This is a genomic window from Nitrospinota bacterium, assembly GCA_016217735.1.
In the GTDB taxonomy this organism is placed as follows: Bacteria; Nitrospinota_A; UBA7883; order JACRGQ01; family JACRGQ01; genus JACRGQ01.
The window spans coordinates 1-24631 of the sequence record JACRGQ010000076.1; the positions used below are offsets into that span (position 1 = coordinate 1).

The 24631-nt window shown below is 59.9% G+C and carries 28 protein-coding genes; 14 read left to right on the forward strand and 14 right to left on the reverse strand.

Going from position 1 to position 24631, the window contains the following annotated elements; all coding sequences use genetic code 11:
- Nucleotides 1-524 precede the first annotated feature (524 nt).
- From HZA03_12410 to HZA03_12420, 3 genes are all read left to right on the forward strand, one after another.
- Nucleotides 525-902 (forward strand): HEPN domain-containing protein, encoded by a 378-nt coding sequence (locus tag HZA03_12410; GenBank protein MBI5638757.1) that lies wholly within the window; start codon nt 525-527, stop codon nt 900-902.
- Complete coding sequence (locus HZA03_12415; protein MBI5638758.1) at nt 881-1216, forward strand: nucleotidyltransferase domain-containing protein; 336 nt, start codon at nt 881-883, stop codon at nt 1214-1216. Before HZA03_12410 ends, HZA03_12415 begins: the two co-directional genes overlap by 22 nt.
- 124 nt (nt 1217-1340) lie before the next feature.
- Nucleotides 1341-2759 (forward strand): sigma-54-dependent Fis family transcriptional regulator, encoded by a 1419-nt coding sequence (locus tag HZA03_12420; GenBank protein ID MBI5638759.1) that lies wholly within the window; start codon nt 1341-1343, stop codon nt 2757-2759.
- Nucleotides 2760-2963: 204 nt separating this feature from the next.
- Here the strand turns inward: HZA03_12420 and HZA03_12425 are convergent, their stop codons facing one another.
- Nucleotides 2964-4343, reverse strand: a complete 1380-nt coding sequence (locus tag HZA03_12425) for a protein kinase (protein MBI5638760.1) — start codon at nt 4341-4343, stop codon at nt 2964-2966.
- Between the two features lie 98 nt (nt 4344-4441).
- On the opposite strand from HZA03_12425, the gene HZA03_12430 reads away from it, so the two are divergent.
- From HZA03_12430 to HZA03_12455, 6 genes are read left to right on the forward strand one after another with little or no spacing between them, the layout of a single operon-like run.
- The gene (locus HZA03_12430; protein ID MBI5638761.1) at nt 4442-5314 is read left to right on the forward strand and encodes a tetratricopeptide repeat protein; all 873 of its coding nucleotides are present in this window, start codon (nt 4442-4444) and stop codon (nt 5312-5314) included.
- On the forward strand, nt 5311-5670 hold the full coding sequence (locus HZA03_12435) for a roadblock/LC7 domain-containing protein (GenBank protein ID MBI5638762.1): 360 nt from the start codon (nt 5311-5313) through the stop codon (nt 5668-5670). Before HZA03_12430 ends, HZA03_12435 begins: the two co-directional genes overlap by 4 nt.
- Nucleotides 5671-5679: 9 nt before the next feature.
- Nucleotides 5680-6903 carry a SurA N-terminal domain-containing protein gene (locus tag HZA03_12440; protein ID MBI5638763.1) on the forward strand — a complete coding sequence of 408 codons (1224 nt, stop codon included), beginning with the start codon at nt 5680-5682 and terminating at the stop codon, nt 6901-6903.
- A complete protein-coding gene (locus HZA03_12445) occupies nt 6903-7421 on the forward strand; it encodes a roadblock/LC7 domain-containing protein (GenBank protein ID MBI5638764.1) in 519 nt (172 codons plus the stop codon). Before HZA03_12440 ends, HZA03_12445 begins: the two co-directional genes overlap by 1 nt.
- A gap of 3 nt (nt 7422-7424) precedes the next feature.
- On the forward strand, nt 7425-9299 hold the full coding sequence (locus HZA03_12450) for a hypothetical protein (protein ID MBI5638765.1): 1875 nt from the start codon (nt 7425-7427) through the stop codon (nt 9297-9299).
- A 1-nt stretch (nt 9300) separates the two neighbouring features.
- Nucleotides 9301-10488: a DUF4388 domain-containing protein gene (locus HZA03_12455; protein MBI5638766.1), complete on the forward strand. Its 1188-nt coding sequence runs from the start codon at nt 9301-9303 to the stop codon at nt 10486-10488.
- Nucleotides 10489-10509: 21 nt separating this feature from the next.
- Here HZA03_12455 and HZA03_12460 read toward each other — a convergent pair whose 3' ends face one another.
- Both HZA03_12460 and HZA03_12465 read right to left on the reverse strand, forming a co-directional pair.
- The gene (locus HZA03_12460; protein MBI5638767.1) at nt 10510-11007 is read right to left on the reverse strand and encodes a YajQ family cyclic di-GMP-binding protein; all 498 of its coding nucleotides are present in this window, start codon (nt 11005-11007) and stop codon (nt 10510-10512) included.
- Nucleotides 11008-11158: 151 nt separating this feature from the next.
- Nucleotides 11159-12592 (reverse strand): class II fructose-bisphosphate aldolase, encoded by a 1434-nt coding sequence (locus HZA03_12465; GenBank protein MBI5638768.1) that lies wholly within the window; start codon nt 12590-12592, stop codon nt 11159-11161.
- A 195-nt stretch (nt 12593-12787) separates the two neighbouring features.
- On the opposite strand from HZA03_12465, the gene lysA reads away from it, so the two are divergent.
- Nucleotides 12788-14041, forward strand: a complete 1254-nt coding sequence (gene lysA / locus HZA03_12470; GenBank protein ID MBI5638769.1) for a diaminopimelate decarboxylase — start codon at nt 12788-12790, stop codon at nt 14039-14041.
- A 16-nt stretch (nt 14042-14057) separates the two neighbouring features.
- Nucleotides 14058-14873 (forward strand): diaminopimelate epimerase, encoded by an 816-nt coding sequence (locus tag HZA03_12475; protein MBI5638770.1) that lies wholly within the window; start codon nt 14058-14060, stop codon nt 14871-14873.
- Nucleotides 14874-15011: 138 nt separating this feature from the next.
- Here HZA03_12475 and HZA03_12480 read toward each other — a convergent pair whose 3' ends face one another.
- The gene (locus HZA03_12480) at nt 15012-16373 is read right to left on the reverse strand and encodes an NAD(P)/FAD-dependent oxidoreductase (GenBank protein MBI5638771.1); all 1362 of its coding nucleotides are present in this window, start codon (nt 16371-16373) and stop codon (nt 15012-15014) included.
- A gap of 50 nt (nt 16374-16423) precedes the next feature.
- Here HZA03_12480 and HZA03_12485 point away from each other — a divergent pair, with 50 nt between their 5' ends.
- The 3 genes from HZA03_12485 (at nt 16424) to HZA03_12495 (ending at nt 19950) form a co-directional block, all read left to right on the forward strand.
- The gene (locus HZA03_12485; GenBank protein MBI5638772.1) at nt 16424-18316 is read left to right on the forward strand and encodes a hybrid sensor histidine kinase/response regulator; all 1893 of its coding nucleotides are present in this window, start codon (nt 16424-16426) and stop codon (nt 18314-18316) included.
- 162 nt (nt 18317-18478) lie between these two features.
- Entirely contained in the window at nt 18479-19051 is a 573-nt protein-coding gene (locus HZA03_12490; GenBank protein MBI5638773.1) for a LemA family protein, read from the forward strand.
- Nucleotides 19048-19950: a TPM domain-containing protein gene (locus tag HZA03_12495; protein ID MBI5638774.1), complete on the forward strand. Its 903-nt coding sequence runs from the start codon at nt 19048-19050 to the stop codon at nt 19948-19950. The genes HZA03_12490 and HZA03_12495 overlap by 4 nt, the downstream gene beginning before the upstream one ends.
- Before the next feature lie 44 nt (nt 19951-19994).
- Here HZA03_12495 and HZA03_12500 read toward each other — a convergent pair whose 3' ends face one another.
- The 10 genes from HZA03_12500 to tuf form a co-directional block, all read right to left on the reverse strand.
- A complete protein-coding gene (locus HZA03_12500) occupies nt 19995-20378 on the reverse strand; it encodes a cytochrome c (protein MBI5638775.1) in 384 nt (127 codons plus the stop codon).
- Nucleotides 20379-20450: 72 nt separating this feature from the next.
- Nucleotides 20451-20813 carry a cytochrome c gene (locus HZA03_12505; GenBank protein ID MBI5638776.1) on the reverse strand — a complete coding sequence of 121 codons (363 nt, stop codon included), beginning with the start codon at nt 20811-20813 and terminating at the stop codon, nt 20451-20453.
- A 129-nt stretch (nt 20814-20942) separates the two neighbouring features.
- Complete coding sequence (locus HZA03_12510; GenBank protein MBI5638777.1) at nt 20943-21311, reverse strand: cytochrome c; 369 nt, start codon at nt 21309-21311, stop codon at nt 20943-20945.
- 163 nt (nt 21312-21474) lie between these two features.
- On the reverse strand, nt 21475-21756 hold the full coding sequence (rpsS, locus tag HZA03_12515) for a 30S ribosomal protein S19 (GenBank protein MBI5638778.1): 282 nt from the start codon (nt 21754-21756) through the stop codon (nt 21475-21477).
- Between the two features lie 2 nt (nt 21757-21758).
- Nucleotides 21759-22583 (reverse strand): 50S ribosomal protein L2, encoded by an 825-nt coding sequence (gene rplB, locus HZA03_12520; protein MBI5638779.1) that lies wholly within the window; start codon nt 22581-22583, stop codon nt 21759-21761.
- On the reverse strand, nt 22583-22882 hold the full coding sequence (gene rplW / locus HZA03_12525) for a 50S ribosomal protein L23 (protein MBI5638780.1): 300 nt from the start codon (nt 22880-22882) through the stop codon (nt 22583-22585). Before rplW ends, rplB begins: the two co-directional genes overlap by 1 nt.
- Nucleotides 22879-23505, reverse strand: coding sequence for a 50S ribosomal protein L4 (gene rplD / locus HZA03_12530; GenBank protein MBI5638781.1), 627 nt, complete (start codon nt 23503-23505; stop codon nt 22879-22881). The genes rplW and rplD overlap by 4 nt, the downstream gene beginning before the upstream one ends.
- Before the next feature lie 2 nt (nt 23506-23507).
- A complete protein-coding gene (gene rplC / locus HZA03_12535; protein MBI5638782.1) occupies nt 23508-24155 on the reverse strand; it encodes a 50S ribosomal protein L3 in 648 nt (215 codons plus the stop codon).
- A gap of 3 nt (nt 24156-24158) precedes the next feature.
- The gene (gene rpsJ, locus HZA03_12540; protein ID MBI5638783.1) at nt 24159-24476 is read right to left on the reverse strand and encodes a 30S ribosomal protein S10; all 318 of its coding nucleotides are present in this window, start codon (nt 24474-24476) and stop codon (nt 24159-24161) included.
- Between the two features lie 4 nt (nt 24477-24480).
- Nucleotides 24481-24631: elongation factor Tu (gene tuf / locus HZA03_12545; protein MBI5638784.1), on the reverse strand; the 151-nt coding region annotated here is incomplete at its 5' end.

Below are 24631 nucleotides of genomic sequence, written 5' to 3' on the forward strand. Positions count from 1 at the left end.
CCGGACGATCTGAGGAAGAAGGCTCATGGTCATTTGAAATCGCTACAGCGCAACCAGAAAAAGGTACGCTCGTTCTTTGACGAGCCGAATGTACGTTATGCCGCATAATCATGTCGCCTTACTAACGACTTCCTTAGTATCACCATCCTAAGTAAAAAGTATGAGTGCATTTTATACCCCCCCTGCAAAGTCAATACCACAAAAGGGTTATTTTTAGTAACCGCCAATCGGCGGTTCAAAGCGAGGCGCAGGACGAGAAGAGTGTTCCTCCCCTTGATCCCCTTGCTTGGTAGAGGCGACACTCCTGTCGCCTACACAAGGGAGCCGCGGAATTGGCAATTCAATCCGCAGTGGGTATCCCCTTTAAGCAATCGGCGGCAGGAGTGCCGCCGCTACCTGGGCATTACGGCAGGTGGGAAGGGAAATGGAGAGCATTACCATATCTATGACATCCCGTTTAAACTTGCGGTCAAGCCCGCCATTCCATATAGTTTAGCCATGGATGCATTGGTGGAGTCGAAATTGTGAATGTCGATAAGCAAGTAGCCCATTGGCTGAACTCCGCCAAGGAGGATTGGGAGGTCGCCTGCCAGCTTTTGGAAACCGGCAAAATCCGGCACGGCCTCTTCTTCGTTCACTTGACGATTGAAAAAGCGCTAAAGGCGATTTACACAAAGCGTCTGGCGCAGGTTCCACCAAAAATTCACCGCTTGGAAAAATTGGCCTTGATGTGCGGTCTCTCCCTGGACATCGAACAAATCCGCATTTTAGGCGATGTAAACGCTTTTAACATTGTGGGGCGTTATGCAGACGAGGATGCGGCAAGCGTTAGCGGGCCGTTTGCAATAGAACTTCACGAACAGGCGGGTATAATATATCAATGGTTGATAAAACAATTGTAAGCTCCGTCCGGCATTATCTTAAAACCGTAAATGATTCCGGCATTCGGGTAACCTTTGGCGTCATTTTCGGTTCCCATGCGCGCGGCGAAGCCACGGCGGAAAGTGACGTTGACGTGATGGTGGTTTCGCCTAAATTTGACGGCGAGAGGAAGCTTGACGATGTAGGGAGGCTTTGGCACTTTGCATCGCAGTTCGAGGCCAATATCGAGCCTATTCCTTGCGGCGAAGTGCAATGGCGCGAGAATGAAAGTTCGCCCATCATCGAAGTGGCGCGGCAGCAGGGGCAGATCGTCCGGCTTGCCGACGAGGGCTGATAACGGGAAAATTCAGGGGGTTTAATCAAAAGTCCCTTTTTCGCGGAAGAACGTGATGCCCATCGCGGCGCGCCCCCCAAACTTTTCGGCGTGAGAATATCTTTTTAATATAGAATAAGCCCCGATGGGGGCACGAATAATCACCGTTGACGACGACATCAACATATTGAAGTCGGTCGAGGCGCTGCTGGCGCTGCGCCGGCACGAAGTGCATCCGCACCTTTCGGGGGCCGACGCGCTGGCCAACCTTGAGACCGTCAAACCGCACATGGCCATCGTCGATTTCTATATGCCGGACGGCACCGGCGTGGAGCTGATGAAGCGGCTGCACGAAAAAGACCCCGCCCTGCCGGTGGTGATCCTCACCGCCAGCCGCGACGTGAACGACGCGGTGGAGGCGATCAAGGCGGGCGCGTACCACTACCTCACCAAGCCGATACAGCCGGACGAACTGTACAGCATCGTCGATAAGATCGCCGAAGGGATAGCCCTGAAGGAAGAAAACCGGCGGCTGAAGGAAGAGCTGAACGTCCGCTACCGCTTCGACAACGTCATCGGCCGCTCCGGCGCGCTGGAAGAGGTTTTCGCCGTGCTGGACAAGGCGGTGCGGACCAAGAGCACCATCCTCATCACCGGCGAAAGCGGCACCGGCAAGGAGCTGATCGCCCGCGCCGCGCACTACAACAGCAGCCGGGCCGCGGGGCCGTTTGTGAAGGTGCATTGCGCCGCCATCCCGGAATCGATGCTGGAGGCGGAGCTGTTCGGCATAGAAAAAAACACCGCCACCGGCGTGGCGCAGCGCCCCGGCAAGTTTGAAATGGCCGACGGCGGCACCATCTTTCTGGACGAGATCGGCGAGATGCCCGCCGCCATGCAGGTGAAGCTGCTGCGCGTGCTGCAGGAGCGCGAGGTGGACCGCATCGGCAGCGTCCGCTCGAAAAAGATCGACGTGCGCGTCATCGCCGCCACGAACATCGACATCGCGCGGGCGGTGGCGGACAAGAAATTCCGCGAAGACCTTTTTTACCGCCTGAACGTGTTCCACATCCACGTGCCGCCGCTTTCGCGCCGCAAGGCGGACATACCGCTGCTGGCGGAACATTTCGTGAAAAAGTACTGCGACGAGAACGGGATGCCGGTGAAGGACGTGGAGCCGCGCGCGATGGAGTGGCTGGTGGAGCGCCCGTGGCCCGGCAACATCCGCGAACTGGAAAACGTCATCGAGCGGGCCGTCGGGGTGAGCGACGGCGGAGCGATCAACATAACCGACGTGGCGGACAGCTATATGGTGCCGGCATCGCCGGTATCCGCCGGCGCGGCGTTCACACCAACGGCTGCTGACGATGTTCCACCGCCCGCAAGCGGCAACGGAAAAAATATCGACGACCGCGTGGCCGAATTCGAACGCCGCATCCTGCTCGACGCGCTGGAGCGCAACCGCTGGAAACAGAACAAAACGGCGGAGGAACTGGGCATCAGCGAGCGCAGCATCTGGTACAAGGTGAAGAAACTCGGCATCGACGTGAAAAAGCCCGAGGCGTAACCCCGCCTTTATTCACAGCGTTGCCTATTGGATTTGGGCATATAAAAAACATTCCAAGTGGTAGAGGCGACACTCTTGTCGCCTAAACAAATCGGCGGCAGGAGTGCCGCCGCTACCTGGGCATGGCGGCAGGACAAAGGCGGACACTTTAACCCCACCTCAATCCTCCCCTCAAATGAGGGGGAGGAAGCTTCGGGGCCGGCGTCAAATTTTTTGCGTGGTGCCTTCGGGCTGGTTGGTGAGGAGGTCGAGCACCCGCGCGTCGCTCCAGCGCAGCTTTTCCGATATGATCGCCGCGAGGTTCTTGTAAAGCTTCAGGCAGAGCACCGGATCGGACGTGCGCAGCACCACCTCGTTGATGGCGATGACCACCGTCGGGTCCACCGCCACCACCGAGGCGGAGCGGGGCATTTTGTCGATGATGGCCAGCTCGCCGAAACAATCCCCCTCGCCCAGCCGCTTGAATTCGACCTCTTTGCCGTTAACGTCTTTCACCACTTTCACCAGGCCGCTGACGATGATGTACATTTTCGTGCCGGAGGTTCCTTCCTGGATGACCGCTTCGCCCGTGTTGTAGCGTTCCTTGCCGCTCATCTTGAAGATGGAAAAAAGTTCCTCATCGGAAAAGTCGGCGAAAAAAAAGTAGTTTTTCCGGAGCTGTTCCACCACCTTTTTCTTGTCGTAGGGGAAGATGACGGTTGACTGTGTGGCGGACCTCATCTCCTGCTTGTTCAGATAAAGCTCGATGGCCTCGGAAAACTCCTCGGTGGTGCGGAAGCGGTTTTCCCGCTCTTTTTCCAGCGCCTTGTAGATGATGGCATCCAGGTCGTTGTCGGCGCCGCTGACGAGTTTCGCGAGCGGATCGGGCGTCCCCTTCAAAATCGATTTCAGCAGATCCTTGAGATCCGGCCCGATGAACGGCTTGCGGCCGCCAAGCCATTCGTATGTGAGGATGGCCAGCGAGAAGAGATCGCTGCGCTGATCCAGCTCCTTGCCGCGTATCTGCTCCGGCGACATATAGTTGGGCGTGCCGAGAATCACTCCCTCTTCTTCCCCGGCGCCGCAGCCCCAGGCTTCGGCGGCGGCGTCTTTCATGCGGGAAATGCCGAAATCCATGATCTTCGGCGCGTGATTGGGCAGGATCATGATGTTGGCCGGTTTTATGTCGCGGTGCAGGATGCCGCGCTGGTGGGCATAGTGCAGCGCGCGCGCCGCCATCGCCACCAGCTTGAGCTTTTCGGCTATGCTCATCGGCGTTTGCATTTTGATGGCGGTGGCGATGTTTTCCCCTTCCACAAATTCCATCACCAGATAGGGGCTGGTGTCCTGCACCCCCATGTCGTAGATGGCGGTGATGTGGCTGTGGGCGAGCTTGCCGATGATGCGGGCCTCCTGGAAAATCAGGTCATAGGCCTTTTTACGCTCGGCGTCGGATTTTATCTTGTCCAGCCGGAGCATTTTGATGGCGACCTTGCGGTCGATCATTTCGTCCAGCCCCAAATAGACCACCCCCATGGCGCCCTGTCCCAGTTTCTCAAGAACCTGGTAACGCCCTATGCGGGTCAATTCCAATTCAACGGACACAGTTTGACTCCCCCCTGCCAATACCAATAGACTTAGTTAAATATAGTTCTATACGTTATCGTTTGGCAAATGGTTCCTGCGGATATGTAAGGAGACGCATGGCTGATGGGAAAACGCCGGCCAGCCCGGCGGAATGGGTGGCGAGCATCAGGGGGCGGCGCAAAGAAACCGACCTGAAGGGGGCGCTGGAGGACTGCGCCAAGGGGTTGCAGGCGTTTCCCGATTCGATGGATCTGCTGTTCATCTACGGCGAGGTGCGGATCGACTGCTTCAACCAGACGAAAAAACCGGAGCAGCTCAAGGCCGCTCTCGTCAGCTTTGAGAAGCTGCTCAAGGCGAACCCGCGCCACTATATGGCGAACCTCCTGTCGGCCCGCATCTACTATAAGGGGCGGGCATGGGGCCGCGCCGATGAAAAGCTGGCCGCCATATTGAAAATGAGCCCGGCCGATCCCCGCGCGCTGGAACTGAAAGCGGCGGTTCAAAAAATGAAGACCCCGGCAAAGCCCGCTTCCGCCCCGGACGCGAAGGAGGCCGCCGCCGCGGCGGACGCCGAAGAGTTCGGCCAAGAGGCGATGGTCAAGGAGAGCATCGAGGGGCTTCAGGGGGGAAGCGAGGGGGAATACGAAAATCTCATTACCCGGTTCTCCATCTTCGCCCGCCTTGAGGGTGTGCGGGGCATCCACCTGATCGACCACGCGGGCGTGGAGATCAAAAGCGTGCAGAAAGGGGATTCCGCCGGTCTCCCGAACCTCGCCACGAACGTGTCAAACATCTTCGCGGCGTCGCGGCTTTGCATGTGGAAGTCGGGGCTGGGAACGTTCCAGCGCGGGACATTGCTCACCCCCGGCGGCAACATCGTTATCATAAACGTGTTTTACGGCCTGCTGGCGCTGGAGCTCGACCCCGAGGCCGACCTCAAGGCGGTGGAAGCGCGCGTCAGCCGGTATGTGGAGGCGCTGGCCGAATGAGCCAGCTCAAGGCGATCCTCGAAAAATTCAACCGTACCGAAGGGGTGGAGGGGTCGCTCATCTGCGGGCATGACGGCATTGTGGTGGAATCGGCGCTGGGGGCGCGGTTCAACGCGCACGAGATGGCGGCGCTCGTTTCGTCCGTCCATCTGGCGGTGGCGAACGGCGTGGAAGATTTCAAATTTAACCGCGCAAACCGCTACCAGATGGCCTCCCGGAACGGTTCGCTGGTTGTCTGCGATTTGGGGCGCGGCCTCTTCGTGGCGGCGCTGGCCGGGGGAACCGAAGTGGCGGCCATTAACGCGGAAATATTCCAGGCCGCAAACGAGATAAAAAAACACGCCAACTTGGGGTAGAATCCCCTTGTGGTTCAGATTAACTTTGCCCGCCGGGAAATAAGCTGCAAGATCGTCTTTTACGGTCCCGGCATGAGCGGCAAAACCACCAACCTCCAGGTGATTCACCAAAAAGCCCCCAAAGAAAGCAAGGGGGACCTTATCGCCATCGCCACGGAAGGGGACCGCACGCTCTTTTTCGATTTCCTGCCGCTCGACCTGGGGCAGGTGAAGGGGATGAACACCAAGTTCCAGCTCTATACCGTGCCGGGGCAGGTCTACTACGCCAGCACCCGCAAACTGGTGCTGCAGGGGGCCGACGGGGTGGTGTTCGTGGCCGACTCGCAAAAGAAAAAACTGGATGAAAATATCGAGGCGCTCAAAGATCTCGAGACGAGCCTCAAAGAGTACGGCATCGACATGAAAAGTTTCCCGTTGGTCATCCAGTGGAACAAGCGGGATTTGCCGGACGCGGCGGAGATACCCTGGCTGGAAGAACGCATCAATTGGACAAAGGCCGTCACCACCGAGGCGGTGGCCGCCCGCGGCGACGGGGTGATGCAAACGCTCAAAGTCGCGGCCAAGCTGGTGCTCGACCACATCAACTCCAAGGGGAGCGAAATTTCAGGCTCCTCGGCGCCGCCCGCGGCCGCCGCCGCGGCCCCCAAAAAGGAAGAAGTGGTGGTGGCGCTGGTGAACGGCGGCAAGGTGACGCGCAATTATTTTGTGAATTACTGCCAGACGCAGTACCGCCTTGCCGCCCCCGGCGAGGTGGAGGATTTCAAGCGGTTTTCGCGCGAAGAGGATATGGCCCAGCTCAACGGCCTTATCAACCAGATGCTGCTGATGCAGGAGGCCAAGAAAAACGCCATGGCCATCGATAAAAAACAGATCGAGGGACAGGTGGTGTCGTTCGCGCGGAAGTTCGGTTCGATGGAAAAATTCAACCAATGGCTCGACGCGCGCCACCTCACGATGGACGCGGTGAAAAACGAAGCGGTGAAAAACATCATCATCACCATGATGCTCAAGGGCAAATACGGCGATGTGGCCGCCGAACTGGCCGTGGCCCCCGCCGAAGCCGCGGCCTACCACGATTCGCACCAGCAGGCGTTTCCCGGCGGCCTGGAAAAGCACCAGGAGCGGATCGTTCAAATACTCAAAAACAAGAAAAAGAAAAAGATGCTGGACGACCTCTACGCAGCCCTGAGAAAAGATGCGAAAATTGAAATGTTTGAGGATAAACTACAGTAATGACCACCGATGAGAATTTAAGGTCCCGGCGGCTGGTTTTCTACAAGGAAACCGTCGATCAGATCGACGCGCTGCTCAAAGACTTCCTCCGTTTGTCGAAGGCTAAAAGCATTTACTTCATCGACAAGGAAGGGCACGCGGTGACCCAGACGGGGGATACCGCCGGCGTCAATCCCGAAGCGCTCTCCGCCCTCGTGGCCGGCAGTTTCTCCGCCACGCGCGAGCTGGCCAAAGTGCTGGGCGAGTCCGAGTTCAATACGATGTCGCACAAGGGGGACAAGGGACAAATCAACGTCACGCTGGTGGGCCGCCGCTCCATGCTGGTCGTGCTGTTCGACGAAAAAACCACCGCCGGGATGGTGGCGCTCTACCTCAAGGAATTGGGCGAGAAAGTGGCAAAGCTGCTGGACGTGGCGGAACGCCAGCAGGCGATGAAGACAAAAGACGATACCGAACCGCTGGGTGAAGAGTACAACGTCTCCTTGCAGGAAAAGCTTGACCAGCTTTTCGAGGACTGACATATGCGGCGGCTGATTCTTCTTTTGGCTGCGGTGGGGACATTCCATGCCGCCGCGTTCGCCGCCGGACAGGTGCCGGTGGCCACGGTGACGGAAGGGGGGTTCGCCGCCCTGCCCGAACTGGCCGAAACGGTGCGTCAACTGGACGCGGCGGTCACCGCCGGCAACGGGCCCGATGCCGAACAGAAGCTGGCGGCGCTGCGCGACTGGAAGGGGCGGCTGTCGGCCCAGAACCTCTATTTTGTTTCGGACTATTTCCTCGCCCGCTCGTACACCCTGGCGCGCGAGGGCAAGCCGGCCGAAGCGGCGGTTGCCGCGCGGATGGCGACGGATATTTCGCCGGATTATGCCCGCGCATGGATATTTCTCGCAAAGCGCAATTTCGACCGCGAGGCCGCCGATTTCAGCGGCTGGTCAAACCCGTTGCAGGCCGCCGCCAAGGCATACTTCGCCGATCCGCTGGCCAAGCGCGCCCTCGGCTATAACCTGACCGCGCTGGCGGTGTTTTCCGTAATCATGGCCTTTGCCGCATATGCCGCCGCTGCCGCCGCGGCGTTCCGCCATCCGCTGGTGCAGGATATCCGGCGCCTATTCCCGCTGGAGGCCGCCGCCAAGGCCGCCGCGGCCGCGCTGGCGATACTGCTGGCGGCGCTGGCGGCGGGGCTTGGCTGGTTCGCGGCGGCGCTGGCGCTGCCGTTGCTGCTGGCGGGCTATCTGAACTGGCGGGGACGGGCCGTGCTGGTGGCGTTCCTCGTTTTTTTCGCGGCATTGCCGCTGATCGGCGCGAAGGCGGGGAAAGGGATCGCCTTGCTGGCCGCGCGCGACGCGGGCGCGGCCAGCCGTTTCATCACCGGCGGCTTCGAGCCGGACGACATCAAAGAATTGGACGCCGCCTTGGCCAAACACCCGGACGACACCCGCCTGTTGTTCATGCTGGGGGCGATGAACCGCCGCCTGGCGCGCTACGACGTGGCGGACGGCTACCTCAAACGCGCCATCCAGATCGACCCCAAAAACATCGCGGCGCTGGTGGAGATGGGAAACCTGAACTTCAACCGCGGCGAATTCCGCGACGCCGAGATCATGTACAAAAACGCGCTGGGACTCGCCCCCTCTTCCTTCGAGGGACACTACAACCTCGGCGCCGCCTACCTGGAGCAGTTTCGCACGGCGGAATCAAACGCCGAGTTGGATGTTGTCGCGCGGCTGGACGGCCAGCGCGCCAACGCGATGATCGCCGCCAAAGATAACAAATTCGCCCCGAAGGTGATGAGCGTGAGGCTGGGGCTTACGGAATTTCCGGCGTCCGTGGAAGCCGCGGTGGACGAAACAGCGGCCGGGCTGGCCCAAAAGGCCTCCGCCTTTTTCCTCTGGGATATGGACCGTCAGCGGCACTTCATGTTGGCGGGCGGATATATAATCGCTTTCGCCGCCGCCATCGCGCTCTGGGGAATGTACGGCGTCCATATCATCTGCCCATCGTGCGGCGCCACCTTCATGCCGATGTTCTCCAAGGCCGTCAAAGGGGTGGTGAAATGCAACCAGTGCGTGGCGATGAGTTCCCCCAAAAAGAGCGGCATTTTCGGGCTGAAAGATAATAAGACCCGCCAGATATTGAATTATCAGGCCAGCCGCCGGGAAACGGCGAATATGCTCAACCTCGTCATGCCGGGCTTCGGCAGCGTTTGGTACGGATCGTATTTGGCGGGAGCCGTTTTGCTGGTCTTTTCCGCCGGATTCTGGGCGGCCCTTCTCGGGTGGGGCGCCTTGTTGGCGGCCGGATACCGCCCCGCGCCCGGCCTGGCATATGGCTGCCTGCTGGGATCGATGGCCGTGTATTACATGGTGGCCGTGCCGCTTTCGATGCGGAGGAAATGAGATGCAGGGAAATTTAAAGGATTTCAGCATCACCAACATCCTCCCGATCATCAAGGCGGAAACAAAGACCGGCCTGCTGGAGGTAAAAGGGGAAAACCGCGCCATCCTGGTTTCATTCCAGGGGGGAAACGTGGTGTACGCCCAATACGGCGACAACGGATGGTTCACCCGGCTGCGCGACATGCTCGGCACGGCCCGCCTCGTCACGCCGGAAGCCTGGAAATCGCTGGAGCAGTATGCCGATACGCCGGAACATTTCTGGTCTTCGCTGGCGAACGTGATTCCGCCCGAATCCGCGTCCGCGGCGTTGCGGCGGCAAGTCACCGATACGCTATTCGACCTCTTGCGCTACAAACGCGGCACATACGTCTTCACCGCCATGAAAAGCGTGGAGTACCCCGACAAGCTCATCAATCCGATGGACGTCGACTTCCTGCTGATGGAAGGATGCCGCATCGCGGACGAATTCGGCATGATCGAAAAGCAGCTGCCGAAGCCGGATAAATTCCTCCGCCGGTCAATCCTGAGCGAGGAGGAGATGCGGGCCAAGCGCGCCGCGAAGAACGAGAACGAGCCGCCCGATTTCCGCGACACGATGGAATTCGCCATCCTCTCCGCGCGCGGGGTGGAGATAAACGACCACGAGGTGAAAATCCTTTCCGTGATGACCCGTCCCCGCCAGCTTAAGCAGATATTGAACATGGCGGATCTTTCGAGCTACGACGCGTCAAACGCGGTTCTTTCGGCGCTGAACAAAAAGGTGGTCGTGGAAATGACGTCGAACGAGGTGCTTGCGTTCGAAAAGCCGCAGGCGCAATCCGCCACCGGCGGGTACATCGCCATCGCCTTTGCCCTGCTGCTGCTGGCATTCGGCATCTTCCACCGCGCCACCTACTGGCACCCGCTGCAGATGGCGAACTGGCGCGCCTTGGGCGGCGCCATCGCCGGAGCGCGGGCGGGGAGCGAGCTTGCCGCCCTCCACAAGGCCATCAAGATATATCACCTGCGCACCGGACAAATGCCCAGCAGCATGCTGGAGCTTATCCGGAGCGGCATCATCAGCGATGATTCGCTGAAAGATCCGTGGAAACACGACTACGTCTACCAGTTGGGGGGGGATCAGTTCAGCCTCTCTTCGCTGGGGCCGGACGGCGCCCCCTCCGCCGACGACATAATATTCAGCGAATAACGCCGCGCGGGCGCACGGGGATCAGCGGTAATTGAGGTACTGGAGATCCACGCCAAAATCCTTCTGCTTGAGGGCTTGGATGGCGGTCTGGAGGTCGTCTATCGCCTTGCCGGTGACGCGCACTTCCCCTTCGCGTATCTGCGCCTGCACCTTCATCTTGGTGTCTTTGATCATCTTGACGATCTCTTTCGCTTTTTCCGGGGTAAGCCCCTGCTGCAGGGTGATATCCTGCCGCGCGGTTCCGCCGGCGGCGTTCTCCACTTTGCCGTAGACGAGATTTTTCAGCGGCACGTTCCGCTTCACCAGCTTCCCTTGCAGGATGTCCACCACGCTCTTCATCCGCATGGTGTCGTCCGCGGTGAGGATGATCTTGTTGTCCTTCTCCTTCAGCTCGATGCTGCTGATGGATCCCTTGAAGTCGTAGCGGTTTTTGATCTCGCGCATCGACTGGTCGATGGCGTTCACCACTTCGGGTATGCTCACCTTGGATACGATGTCGAACGAGTGTTCGCTGGCCATTCAGGTTCCTCCGTATAATAAACGTTAATTCGGCCCGATGGGCCGATGTACACAATGTGGCCTACAGGCTATTTCCGCCGCGGATTGAAATATCGTTCCGCGGCTCCTTAATTGTGTACCTGCCAATCATATTGTCAAAGCACCCCCGTGCTCAATCGGCGCGGGGGTTATCGTCCTTTTCCACCGGCTTCTTGCTGTCGGCCGCGGCGGCGATTTCCGCCTGGATGTCCGGCTTCACCGGCGTCAGCTTCACATATTTGTCCACATACGGCTTGGTGTTCACCACGCTCAATTTCTTGAAGAGGAAATCGAACTTCTCCTCTAATGATTTGGCGATGGCGTTGCGCGGCCCCTCCGCCATGGTCCACAAATCCTTCTTCAGCGGGCCGTACCCCTTTTTGCGGGTTTTGTAGATGAACTGTTCTTCCGTCTCGCCCGCCTTCTTTTCGCCGGCGCATTCCTTGTGCAGCCAATCCGCCATCTTCTTTTTGAGGCCGGCGGGAAACTGCGGGTGGTCGAAGGTCATGTTCTGGAAACCGGTGGCAAGATGCACTTCGGCGGCGGTGCATTTGGGGAAGTGGTCGAACGCGTCGTCCGGCAGGGTGGAAGCGCCGTGCTGAACCGCGCCCGACATGCCGTACTCGGCGCGGGCCGCCTTGCTGATTTTTTCCAGCGTGTCGAAATCCAGCTTCACCTTGGCGATGGAGCCGTCCGGCAGCACCACGCCGCCGTGCGAGGTGCCGGTCTGCACCGATATTTTGGAAATCCCCTTGATTCCCTTTTTCAGCACGCGGTTGTAGCCGTCCATGTAGGCGCGGAGCTCCTCCACCGTGCTGTTGTGGCCTCCCACTTCGCCGATCTCGCCGCCGACGGAAACGGTGACCCCTTTGGGCTCGACCTCGCGGATGTAGGCGGTCATGGCGGCGGCCTGCTCGTAGTTGTGGCGCTGCTGCTCGTCCAGCGTGGCGTACTCCATCTCCACCAGCGTGGAGCTGTCGATATCGATGTTGTAGAAGCCGGCGGCGACCGCTTTTTTGATGAGCTTCCGTATGCCGTCCGCTTCCTTGACCGGGTCGGCCTTGAAGTTTTTGGCGTTGAACTGGAAGTGGTCCCCCTGTATGCAGACGGGGCCTTCGTACCCTTCCTTGATGGCGGCGGCGAGGAGCACGGCGGCGTATTCGGCCGGTTCCTGCAGGGTGTAGCCCATTTCGGATTTGGCGATTTCAAAGATGAAGGAGGGGGCGTTGTTCTTTAGCGCGGCGCGGATGAGGGCGCGCGCCACGTCGTAGGTCATGCCGCGGATGTTGACGGCCGGCACGGTGAAGCCTTTCACCTCGCCGCGGCCCATCGCTTCGTACAGCCCCTGTATGGAGGCGGGCACCGCGCCGGCGGCCAGCGCGATCTCTTTTATCAGCGCGCGGGTGGCGCCGCGCTGTTCCTGGCTTTCGTGAAACACGGCGTTGTACGCGAGGCGGTCGATGGCTTCGCCGCGCAGTTTCGCCCGGTCGATCACCTTCACCGTTCCCTTGGTCTGCACGCACGGCGCAAGGTACTGCTCCATGTCTTCCAGCGACATAAACCTCATCGTCATAATGCCTCCTCATAATCTCCGGGTTTATTGCGGCGCGGCGGGCCATATCCCCGTGACGGTCATGAACCCTGTTTTTCCCCGTATTTCAGACAATTCCGATTGTAGGCGGTAGTACCGCCGTTTGCAACCGGCTTTGCGGAGCAAAATGGTGTAAAATGGCCCCTCATTTTTAATAACCAGGAGGAACGCGTGCATCATTTCCACTACAAGAACGGCAAGATGTTCTGCGAGGACGTGCCGCTTGCAAAGATAGCCGCCGAAATCGGCACCCCGTTTTACTGCTACAGCAACGAAACGCTGATGCGCCACTACAAGGTGTTTGACGATGCCTTCGCGGACGTCGACCACCTCGTCTGCTTCGCCGTGAAGGCCAACAGCAACCTCGGCCTGCTGCGCGAACTGGTGAAGGCCGGCGCGGGATGCGACATCGTATCGGGCGGCGAGCTGTACCGCGCCCTCAAGGCCGGATGCGACCCGCGCAAGATAGTGTACGCCGGCGTCGGCAAGACCGAAGAGGAAATCGAATACGCGCTCAACAGCAACGTCCTCATGTTCAACGTTGAAAGCACGCAGGAGCTTTTCGCCCTCGATACCGTGGCGGGGCGCATGGGCAGGAAGGCGGGCGTGGCGCTGCGGGTGAACCCGGACGTCGATCCGATGACCCACCCTTACATCAGCACCGGCCTGAAAAAGAACAAGTTCGGCATCGCCATCGAAAAGGCGCTGGAAGAGTACAAGCTGGCGGCGGGGCTCAAGAATATCGAGGTCATCGGCATCCATCAGCACATCGGCAGCCAGATCACGCAGGTGACGCCGTTCGTCGACGCGGTGGAAAAGCTGCTGGCCTTTGTGGATCAGCTCAGCGCGGCGGGAATAAAGATAAAGTACATCGATATCGGCGGCGGCCTCGGCATCCCCTACAAGGATGAATCACCCCCCGCGCCGGTGGAACTGGCCAAGGAGATCGTGCCGATGCTGAAGAAGCACAACTGCACCATCGTCTTCGAACCGGGCCGTCTCATCGTCGGCAACGCCGGAGTGCTGGTCACGCAGGTACTGTACACCAAGCGGACCGAAGCCAAGGGTTTTTATATCGTCGACGCGGGAATGAACGATCTCGTCCGCCCCACGCTCTATCAGGCGCACCAGGCCATCCAGCCGGTGCTGGAAGAGGCGGCCAAGCGTCCCAAGTCGGAAGTCGACGTCGTCGGCCCCATCTGCGAGACCGGCGATTTCCTCGCGAAGGACCGCATCCTCCCCGAATTCAAGAAGGGGGAACTGATGGCCGTGATGAGCGCCGGGGCGTACGGCTTCACCATGAGCAGCAACTACAATTCCCGCCGCCGCGCCGCCGAGGTGCTGGTGAAGGGGGGCAAATATTATGTGGTGCGCGACCGCGAAACGTGGGACGATTTGGTGCGCGGCGAGCGCTTCGCGGAATAGGCCGATGATAAAGAACGTGAAGTTCGGCAAGTATCAAGGGCTGGGGAACGACTTTGTCCTCATCGATGACCGCGACAACAAGCTCAAGCTCAATAACGCGCAGGTCAAGGCCCTTGCCCACCGGCAGTACGGCGTGGGGTGCGATCAGCTCATGATCGTGAAAAAGAGCAGGACGCACGACTTCAAGATGGAGCTGTATAACAACGACGGCTCGGTGGCGGAAATGTGCGGCAACGGCGTCCGCTGTTTCCATCGCTTCCTGATCGACCGCGGCATCACCGCCAAGAAGGAGCTGCGGATAGAGACTCTCGCCGGCACCATCCAGACGTCGCTCGCGGGAAAACTGGTGACGGTCGATATGGGCGCGCCGATATTGGAAGCGGCCGACATCCCGATGAAGACAGCGGGCCGCATTGTTAACCAGAAGCTTGTCACCGGCAAGGGGAGCTTTAACATCACCGCCGTTTCGATGGGGAATCCCCACATCGTGATTTTCAGAAAGAGCCTGGACGGGCTGGCGCTGGAGACCGTTGGGCCGATGCTGGAACACCACCCGCTGTTCCCGAAGCGGACGAACGTCCACTTCGCGCGCGTTGATGGCAGGAAAAACATCACCGTCAGCCACTGGGAACGGGGCGCGGGAATGACGCTTGCCTGCGGCACCGGCGCGTGCGCCACGGCGGTCGCGGCGGTTTTGAACGGCCTCACGGATCGCGCGGTCGCCGTACACCAGCGCGGCGGCACGCTGAAAATCAAGTGGGACGCGAAGGACAACCACGTCTACATGACCGGCCCCGCCATCCACGTTTTTTCCGGCGAAATGCCCGTCTGATTTTCCATCAGCCCTCGCGGGCCGATGACGGACAGGAGTGTCCGTCCCACCTAAAACAATACAAAGGCCATTTCATGGGTGGCGCGGACACTCTTGTCCGCGTTGGCGCGTCTGCGCCAAGCCCGCTACCAGCTATATCTAATAAATAGAGATGCCGAGCGCGTCGGCGGCGGCGAGGGAGATGGCCTCGGAATACGTGGGGTGGCCGAACGGCAGATCGCAGAGCGCATCGGCCTTCATCCCGGCGGCCATCGCCACGGCGGCGGCGTGGATGGTCTCGGTGGCGTGCGGCGCGGCCATGTGTACGCCGAGGATACTCTTATCTTCGCCGACCAGCACTTTCACGATACCGGCGATTTCCCCCGATGCCTGCGCGCGGGCCAGCGCCCGCACATGATACCGCCCCGCTTTGTAGTGCGCGCCGGTCTGCTTGAGCTGCTCTTCCGTCCGCCCCACCCAGGCTGATTCCGGATCGCCGAAAACGATGTACGGCACGAAGCGGTGATCGATATGCGCGCCATGCCCCAGGATGTTGCGGGCGGCGGCCACCCCTTCGTGGTGCGCGGTGTAGGCCAGCAGCGATTTCCCCGCCACGTCCCCGGCCGCGTAGATGCCTTCCTTCGAAGTCCCCATTGTGCCGTCGGTCTCGATGAAGCCGCGGATGTTCACCCGCACCCCCGCCTTGTCGAGGCCGAGCGCATCGGTGGCCGGTTTGCGCCCGGCGGCGGAGAGCAGTATCTCCGCCGTAATCGTCTTGCCGTCTTCCAGCGCGATGCGGCAGCAATCGGCGCCGGATTTCGCCTCGGCGATCTTCACCCCGGTGCGGGTATCAACGCCAAGCTTTTTCAATTCGCGCCGGAGCAGTTGCCGTATCTCGCCGTCGGCGGCGGGAAGAATATCCGGCAGCGCCTCCAGCAGCGTCACCTTGCATCCCATCCGCGCGAAGAAAACCGCCATCTCGATGCCGATGGCCCCCGCGCCGACAATGGCGATGGATGCGGGAAGCTTCTCCAGCCCAAAAACGGTATCAGACGTAAAAAACCGTTCGCCCGTCCCGAAAATTTCCGCCGGGCGGGCGCCGACGGCGACCACCGCATTTTTAAACTGAACCTTCGCGCCGGTATCCAGCGCCATCTCCGTGGGGGAAACGAACGTGGCGGCGGCGCGCACCAGCTCCACCCCTTTTTTTTTGAACACCCCTAAAAGCCCTTTTTGCACCAATCCCACCACTTCGCGCTGATGCGTTTTCAACAGGGCGTAATCGGGAACGGCGGCGGGAAGCCCGATCTTTTTTCCCCACTCCAGCGTCTTGACGATGTGCGCGGCGGCCAGCCAGGTCTTCGCCGGAACACAGCCGCGGTTGAGGCACGTCCCCCCCGCGTCCCCTTTATCAATAAGGATCGTCTTCAGCCCTCCGGCCGCGGCGGTTAACGCGGCGGCATAGCCGGCCGGGCCGGCCCCCACCACCGCCGCATCGCAAACAATTAAACTTTTCGTCATTATTAGTTGCATTATAGGTTAAAATTTCATGGAGGAGAGAGACAAAAGAGATGCTATTCGGTGAATTCCTTGTTCACAAGGGGGTGCTTTCCGCGGAGGAAGTGGACCGGGTTCTCCTGCTGCAAAGAAAGATCGCCATCCCGCTGGGCAAGCTGGCGCTTGAACGCTCCCTCCTCACGTTGGCCGATATTTTCCAGATACGCGGCCAGCAGCGCAAGACCGACAGCAAGTTCGGCGACATCGCGATAAAACTCAATCTCCTCAAACCCCGGCAGGTCGATTCGCTGGTGGAACTGCAAAAGGCGATAAAGCCGTTCGTGGGCGAGCTGCTGGTGCGCGAAGGGGTGCTGGGCGAGGACGCCCTGCTGGCGCTGCTCAGGGAATTCAAGGCGCAGTACGGCAAACCCCCCAGCCCTCACACGCGGCGTATCGCTCTGGTGGGGCTGGAGCTCTCCGTCATGCTGAACCTGAAAAACAACCTCACCAAGCTGGGGCACGAAGTACTCACCGAAAATTTCACGGTGGGGGATTTGCGGCAGATGGTCGAAGACGCGCCGGACTACATCGTGCTGAACCTGGTGGAAAACAAAAAAGAGTCGCTCGACAAACTGAAGGCGTTGCGAACCAAGCACCCCGGCTTCAACCCCAAAATGCTGGCGCTGGTGGCGCAACTGAATCCCGACGACCGCGAGCGGTCGATTGCCGCGGGGATTGCCGATTTCGTGCCCGCAACCGCGGCGGCGGCGAATATCGCCCAGTACATCCACAGCATTCTGGACAGCACCAGCCGCGAGGAGGCGGGAAAAATACTGCTGGTGGACGACAGCCCGACGGTGCTCCGCCTCACCTCGTTTTATCTGGAAGGGAGCGGCTACGAATCGCTGCTGGCCTCGACGGGTGAAGAGGCGCTGGCCATCCTTGAAAAGGTGCAGCCCGATCTGGTGCTTTCGGACGTCCTCATGCCGGGCATGGACGGCATAGAGCTGTGCCGCCGCATCAAGCTGAACCCGAAAACCCGCAACGTGCCGGTGCTTATCATCACCACCAGCAAAGAGGCCGGGCGGATGCGGGAGGCGCTGGACAGCGGCGCCAGCGACTACATCAGCAAGCCTTTCCAGCAGGAGGAGCTGCTGGCCCGCGTGCGCAGCCATATCCGCACCAAACGCCTCATCGACGAATTGCAGGCTTCGCGCGGCGAGTTGCTGACGGTAAATGAAAAGCTGGCCGAAGCCAACAACCGCAAGACCGAGTTCCTTTCCACCGTGGCGCACGACCTGCGCACGCCGCTCACCTCCATCCGCACCTACTCCGAGCTGCTCTCGTTTCCCAACGTCACCATCGATACCCAAAAGGAATTCATCGGGATCATCCAGAACGAGGCGCTCCGGATGGCCGGCCTGATACGCAACTACCTGGATATATCGCGCGTGGAGGCCGGATCCGCCCTGTATGAAAAACAGGCGGTGGACCTGCGCGAATTGGCGGCTTATTTCGCCAAAATATACGCCACCATGGCGGCCAACAAATCGATCCGCTTCACCTCCGCGATACCGGACGGGCCGGTGATGTTTTTGGGTGACAAGGAGCATTTCGAACAGGTGATCTCGAATCTGCTCGACAACGCCGTCAAATTCACCCCCGCGAACGGCGCCATATCCCTGGAGATGAATATCACCCGCAAGCGCGCGCGCGATTACGCGGAGATGCTGGTGCGCGACACCGGACCCGGCATCCCCGCCGATGCGCAGGAAGTCATTTTCAAAAAATATCACCATCTGCCGAGCGAAAACCAGACTATCGCGGGAACCGGCCTCGGCCTTGCGATATGCAAGGAGATCGTCGAGTGGCACGGCGGCAAGATAAGCGTGGAATCGGAGCCGGGTCACGGCGCGGTGTTCCGCGTAACGCTGCCGATGCTGGAGCACGGAAAAGAGGCCGGTTGAACCCGGAAAAAACACCCCCCCTTTTTAAGGGGAGGCGCAGGAGGGGTTCTGGCATCTTGCATCAAGCCGGTCCGCTACAAATGTTTTAAATAATCAATGTCATAACCCGATTATCGCACCTATCAGTTCCATTCCGGCCGGCTTTTATATAGAATAGGTTCCATGAAAAAAAGCACCATTATCCTTATTGCCGTCGGCATCGTTCTGTTTTTCTTCGTCGCGTGGGGCATCAACACGTATAACTCCCTTGTGCAGTTGGACGAGACCGCCAAGGCCTCGTTCGCCCAGATAGAGGTTCAGTACCAGCGGCGGATGGATCTCATCCCGAACCTCGTCGCCACCGTGAAGGGAGCGGCCAACTTCGAGCAGGGCACCCTCACCGCCGTGACCGACGCCCGCTCCGCCTGGGCCAAGGCCGGCAACCCCAACGAAAAAATCGCGGCCGCCAACCAGTTCAACAGCGCGATCTCGCGCCTGCTGGTGACGGTGGAAGCCTATCCGAACCTCAAGGCGACCGAAGCGTTCATGCGCCTCAACGACGAGCTGGCCGGCACCGAAAACCGCATTCAATTCGCGCGGCAGGGCTACAACGAGACGGTGAAAACCTACAACATGACCATACGGTTTTTCCCCGGCAGCATCATCGCCGGAATGTACGGCTTCACCGCCAAGACGCTTTTCGAGGCGAAGAGCGGAGCCGACGCTCCTCCGGCGGTTTCGTTCGATAACAAGTGAGGCGGTTTCCCCTTACGCTGGCGCTGGCGGCGGCCCTTTGGGCCGTCCCCGCTTTCGCCGCGCTCCCCGCCATTCCCGCCCCCACGGGGCTTGTCACCGACGCGGCGGGGATACTGCAACCGGCGCAGCGCAATGCGCTGGATGCCGAATTGCGGGCCTACGAACAGCAGACCGGCACCGAAATAGCCATCCTCATCGTGAAAGACACCGGCGGACTGGAGGCGTGGGAATACGCCACCAACGCGGGCAATCAGTGGGGAGTGGGCAAAAAGGGGGTCGACAACGGCGCTCTGATTCTGGTCGCGCTGGACACGCACGATTTCTGGATAGCCGCCGGGCGCCAGCTTGAAGGGGCGGTGACCGACGCCGAGGCCGGAGCGATATTCCGCGAGATGGTCCGCCCCCGTTTCCGCACCGGGGATTTTTACGGCGGGCTGAAGGCGGCGGTGGAAGGGACAAAACAGGCCATCGCCGGCGAGATATTCACCGACAAACGGATGGGCCGGAAAAGCGGGCGCGGCAAGACGAACTACTGGGATATTTTCGGCATCCTGTTCCCCTTTGGCATTATCCTCATTTCGTGGCTGGCGGCGGTGCTGGGCCGCTCGAAGGCATGGTGGCCCGGCGGACTCATCGGCGCGGGAGGCGGGGCGCTGGTGGCGTTTTTCTTCGGACTATCGTTGCTGCTCATCGGCGTCATCGCGGTGGCGCTCGGCTTGGCGGGCCTGGCGTTCGATTATGTGGTATCGAAGAGCTACAAAGATTACCGCGGCGGCGGTCCCACCCCCCCGTGGTTTATGGGGGGCGGCGGGTTCTCCGGCGGAGGCGGCGGGTTTGGGGGCGGCGGCAGTTTTGGCGGCGGAGGGTTCTCCGGCGGCGGGGGCGGCGGCAAGTGGTAGAAAACCGGTATTAGCGTCGATGGGCCATCCGGCCCATGCCGGTGCTACAGCGTCATGAGGTAGTCGGTCAGGGCGGCGCGTTCGGCATCCTGGATCTGGCGCATAATCTTCATGGCGGTAAATTTCCGGGTTTCGGCCCCCAGACGTTTTCTCATCTCCCGCGTTTCGGCATCGTTTTCATCCCACACCTTTTGCGGGTCGGCAAGCCACTTTTCCACCCATGCGCGGCTGTGAAGCGTGCCGAGCCCGGCCAGCCCCGGCCCGGCAAATTTTTCCGCGGTAACCCGGTGGCAGGCAATGCAATCCCCCTTGGCGGCATTATTGAAAATATACTTGCCGTCCGGCTTGTAGTCCGCCGCCAGCTTCCGTTCCCCCGCCGAACACGCCGCGAGAACAAGCGCGAAAACGGCCATCGCCAAATACTTCATGTCCACCGCTCCACAAATAAAAAAAGGGCGCGTCCCATAAGAACGCGCCCCTATTATAACAGCTCGGGGAAATTACAGTGTGTGCAGGTACGCGATAACGTCGTCGACTTCTTCCGCCGTCAGCTTGCCCGGGACCATCGCGGTCTTCGGCTTGCCAACTTTGTTGACACGCTTCTGCATAGCTTCGATGGCCGGTCCGCCCTTGGCCCAGGTGCCCTGCGAGTCGGATATCCATTCTTTCAGGAACGCGTCGTCGTTGTTCTTGGTCGTGCCGGCAAGGCCCGGGCCGACCAGTTTGGTGGCGTCGGTCTTGTGGCAGACTTTGCACTTGCCCGTGCCGTTAAAAAGAGCCTGCCCTTTGCCCGCATCGCCGGCAAAAGAAACGCCGACCGCGAGCGTAAGCGCGAACACCATCGAGAAAACGATTGATCTCATTCTAAAATCCTCCCCAAAAAGTTGTTGGTTAACTAACAAACTAAGTGGAAATATTAAGCAAAAGGGGCGGAATTGTCAAGGCCGCAACCGGTAAAACGGGGCGCGCACCGGCAAGGCGGGCGCGGGGATTTATAGCGTATGCAGGTATTCGATCAGGTCGGCCAACTCTTCATCCGACAGGTTTTTCCGCTGTTTCATCCCGGGGCGCTCGGCGTTTTCCAGCCCCAGCCGTTTTTTCATCTCCATGGTCTCGGAATCGTTTTCCTGCCAGGTCTTTTTCGGTTCCCTGAGCCAACGCATCAACCACTCGCCGGAGTGGCGCCGCGCGGTTCCGGCGAGTCCCGGGCCGCCCGATTTTTTGCCCGTTGTTTTGTGGCACTCGCCACAGGCCGCGGGCCCGTCAAAAACTTCCTTGCCCTTTGCGGCATCGGCGGCCCAAGCCGCCCCGGCGGCAATGGCGAGCGCGGCGAACACCGGAATCAACAGCCCGCTTTTCACATACCCCTCCCGCAAAGCGGATGTTTATAACATATTTTTCCGCTTACATTATAACCGCAATTTCACATTCAACAATTTCCGAAAGGATGGGGAGCCGAAAAAGGGCAAAAAAAATCCCTTGCGCCGGACGGCGCAAGGGACGGTCAAACGAGTATGCGGGAAATTACTTGGTGACGGCGGTCTTCTTCGCGCCGGAGTGCCCTTTGTAGGCGCGGGTCGGGGCAAATTCGCCCAGCTTGTGGCCAACCATGTTTTCGGTGAAATACACCGGAATGAACTGTTTGCCGTTATGCACCTGCACGGTGTGCCCGACGAAATCGGGCGAGATGGTGCTGCGGCGGGACCACGTTTTGAACACCTTCCGTTCTTTTTTCGCGTTCATTTCGGCGATTTTCTTTTCAAACCCCGGATCGATAAAGGGGCCTTTTTTCAGTGAGCGCGCCACGGTTACTTCCTCCTCTTGACGATCATCTTGCCGGTACTCTTGTTGCGGCGGGTCTTGTAACCCTTGGCCGGCACGCCCCACGGAGACACCGGGTGACGGCCGCCGGACGTGCGGCCTTCGCCGCCGCCGTGCGGATGGTCAACCGGGTTCATGGTGACGCCGCGGTTGTGCGGCATGCGGCCCATCCAGCGCTTGCGGCCCGCCTTGCCGAGTGAAATGACATTGTGTTTATCGTTCCCCACCACGCCAACGGTGGCGCGGCAATCGACGCTCACCAGCCGGACTTCGCCGGAGGAGAGCCGCACCTGGGCCATCGCCCCTTCCTTCGCCACGAGCTGGGCGTACGTGCCGGCGGAGCGGGCGATCTGCCCGCCTTTGCCGGGGCGCATTTCGAGGTTGTGGATCATGGTGCCGACCGGTATTTTCCGTATAGGCAACGCGCAACCGGCGACGATGTCCGCCGTTTCGCCGGATGAAATCAGCTGCCCCGCCTTCAGGTCTTTCGGGGAGAGGATATAGCGTTTTTCGCCGTCGGCGTAAGTGAGCAGCGCGATGTTGGCGCTCCGGTTCGGATCGTATTCTATCGCGGTAACGGTGGCCATGATGCCGTCCTTGTTCCGCTTGAAGTCGATCTCGCGGTATTTGCGCTTGTGACCGCCGCCGCGGAAGCGGACGGTGACGTGGCCGTTGTTGTTACGGCCGCTGGTGCGCTTTTTCCCCGTGGTGAGGCTTTTTTGCGGATCGTTGCCCTTGGTAATCTCGTCGAACGTGTTTACCGTGTAAAAACGCCGGCCGGGCGAGGTCGGCTTTACTGTCTTGATGCCCATCAGCTTACCCTTTCGAAGATTTCTATCTTATCGCCCTGTTTCAGCGACACGATCGCCTTCTTGTAGCCCATGCGCACGCCAAGGCTGCGGCCGAACCTCTTCGGTTTCGGGCGGGTGTTGATTATCCGGACGTCGGTCACCTTCACGTTGAAGATGTTTTCAACAGCGGCCTTGACCGCTTTCTTGTTGGCGCGGGGATCAACCCTGAAACATACCTGATTGAACTTTTCCTTCAAATCCGTCGCCCGTTCCGTGAGGAGCGGCGCGCGGAGAACGTCGAAATGGCTTGCCGTGCTCATTTTGTCAACCTCTTCTCGATACCTTCAACCGCGTCGCGGGTGACCACCACCGTGTTGCAGTTGAGCAGGTCGTACGCATTAACGCCTTCCACCGGCAGGGTTTTCACATTCGGCACATTGCGGACGCCGCGGGCGAAATTTTCGCATCCGGCGCCGGTGACCACCAGCATCGGGAAAGCCTTGCCCAGGCCGGTCAAAAGCTGAAGGGCCGACTTGGTCTTGATGGCGTCCATCGCCAAGCTGTCAACCACCACCAGCCGGCCTTCGTTGAAGATGCTGGTGAGGGTGGACGTCAGCGCCACGCGGCGCATTTTCTTGTTTACGCTCTGTTCGTAGCTGCGGGGCTGGGGTCCCAGCACCACCGCGCCGCCGCGCCAGTGGGGCGCGCGGATGGAGCCGGTGCGGGCCCGGCCCGTGCCTTTTTGTTTCCACGGCTTCTTGCCGCCGCCGGACACTTCGGCCCACTGCTTGGTGGCCTGGGTGCCGCGCCGCCGCGCGTTCTGCTGGGCCATCACCACCTGGTGTACGACCGGCTCTTTTACTTCGGCGGCAAAAATCGCGTCGGACAAGCTGATGCTGCCGACCACGTTTTTGGTCTTATCGAGCACGTCTATCTTGGGCATGGCTATTTCTTCCTGTTCCTGCGGCTTTTCTTTATCTCAACCAACGCGCCGTTCGGTCCCGGCACCGCCCCCTTGACAAGGAGGAGATTGTCTTCTTTTAACACCCTGAATATCTTCTGGCCGAGGGCGGTAACGGTTTCGGCGCCCATGTGACCGGCCATGCGGCGCCCTTTCATGACGCGCGCCGGCCATGTGTGGTTACCGATCGAGCCGCCGTGCCGGCGCACTTCGTGCGTGCCGCGGGTCATCGACTGGCCGTGCATCCCGTGGCGCTTGAACACGCCGGCGAAGCCGCGCCCCTTGGAGGTTCCGGTAATGTCGACGATCTCGCCATCCTCGAACACTTCCACGGTGACTTTCTTGCCGGGATTGTAGCTTGCCACGTCATCCAGGCGGAATTCGCGCAGCACCCGCATCGGCTTCAGGTCGGCCTTCTTGAAGTGGCCCATTGCCGTCTTCGGGGTCTTTTTGATGTCCTTCTTCGTGATTTCTTCAAACCCGAGCTGGACGGCGTTGTAGCCGTCCACCGCCACGGTCTTCACTTGCACAGTCCGGCATTCGCCCATCTGCAACACGGTGACGGGCACCCGGTTCCCGGCGCCGTCAAACACCGTGGTCATTCCCACTTTTCTTCCAATTAATCCCAACATGGCTTACAACTTTATCTCAATGTCGACGCCGGAGGAGAGATCCAACTCCATCAGCGCGTCAACGGTTGCGGTTGAAGGGCTCAATATGTCTATGATCCTTTTGTGGGTCCGGATTTCAAACTGCTCGCGGGCTTTTTTGTCCACGTGCGGCGAAACGTTCACGGTCCACTTGTTGATATCCGTCGGCAACGGAATCGGCCCCACAACGCGCGCGCCGGTATTGCGCGCGGTGGTCACGATCTCCCGCACGGCCTTGTCGAGCACGCGGTGGTCGTAACCTTTGAGCCGTATCCGTATTTTCTGTCCCGCTGCGGTTGTCATCGCGTTACTCCAATATCTCGACGACGACGCCCGCGCCCACGGTGCGGCCCCCTTCGCGGATGGCGAACCGGAGTTCCTTTTCCATCGCTATGGGGTGAATGAGCTCGACTATCATCGTCACGTTGTCGCCCGGCATCACCATCTCCACGCCCGCC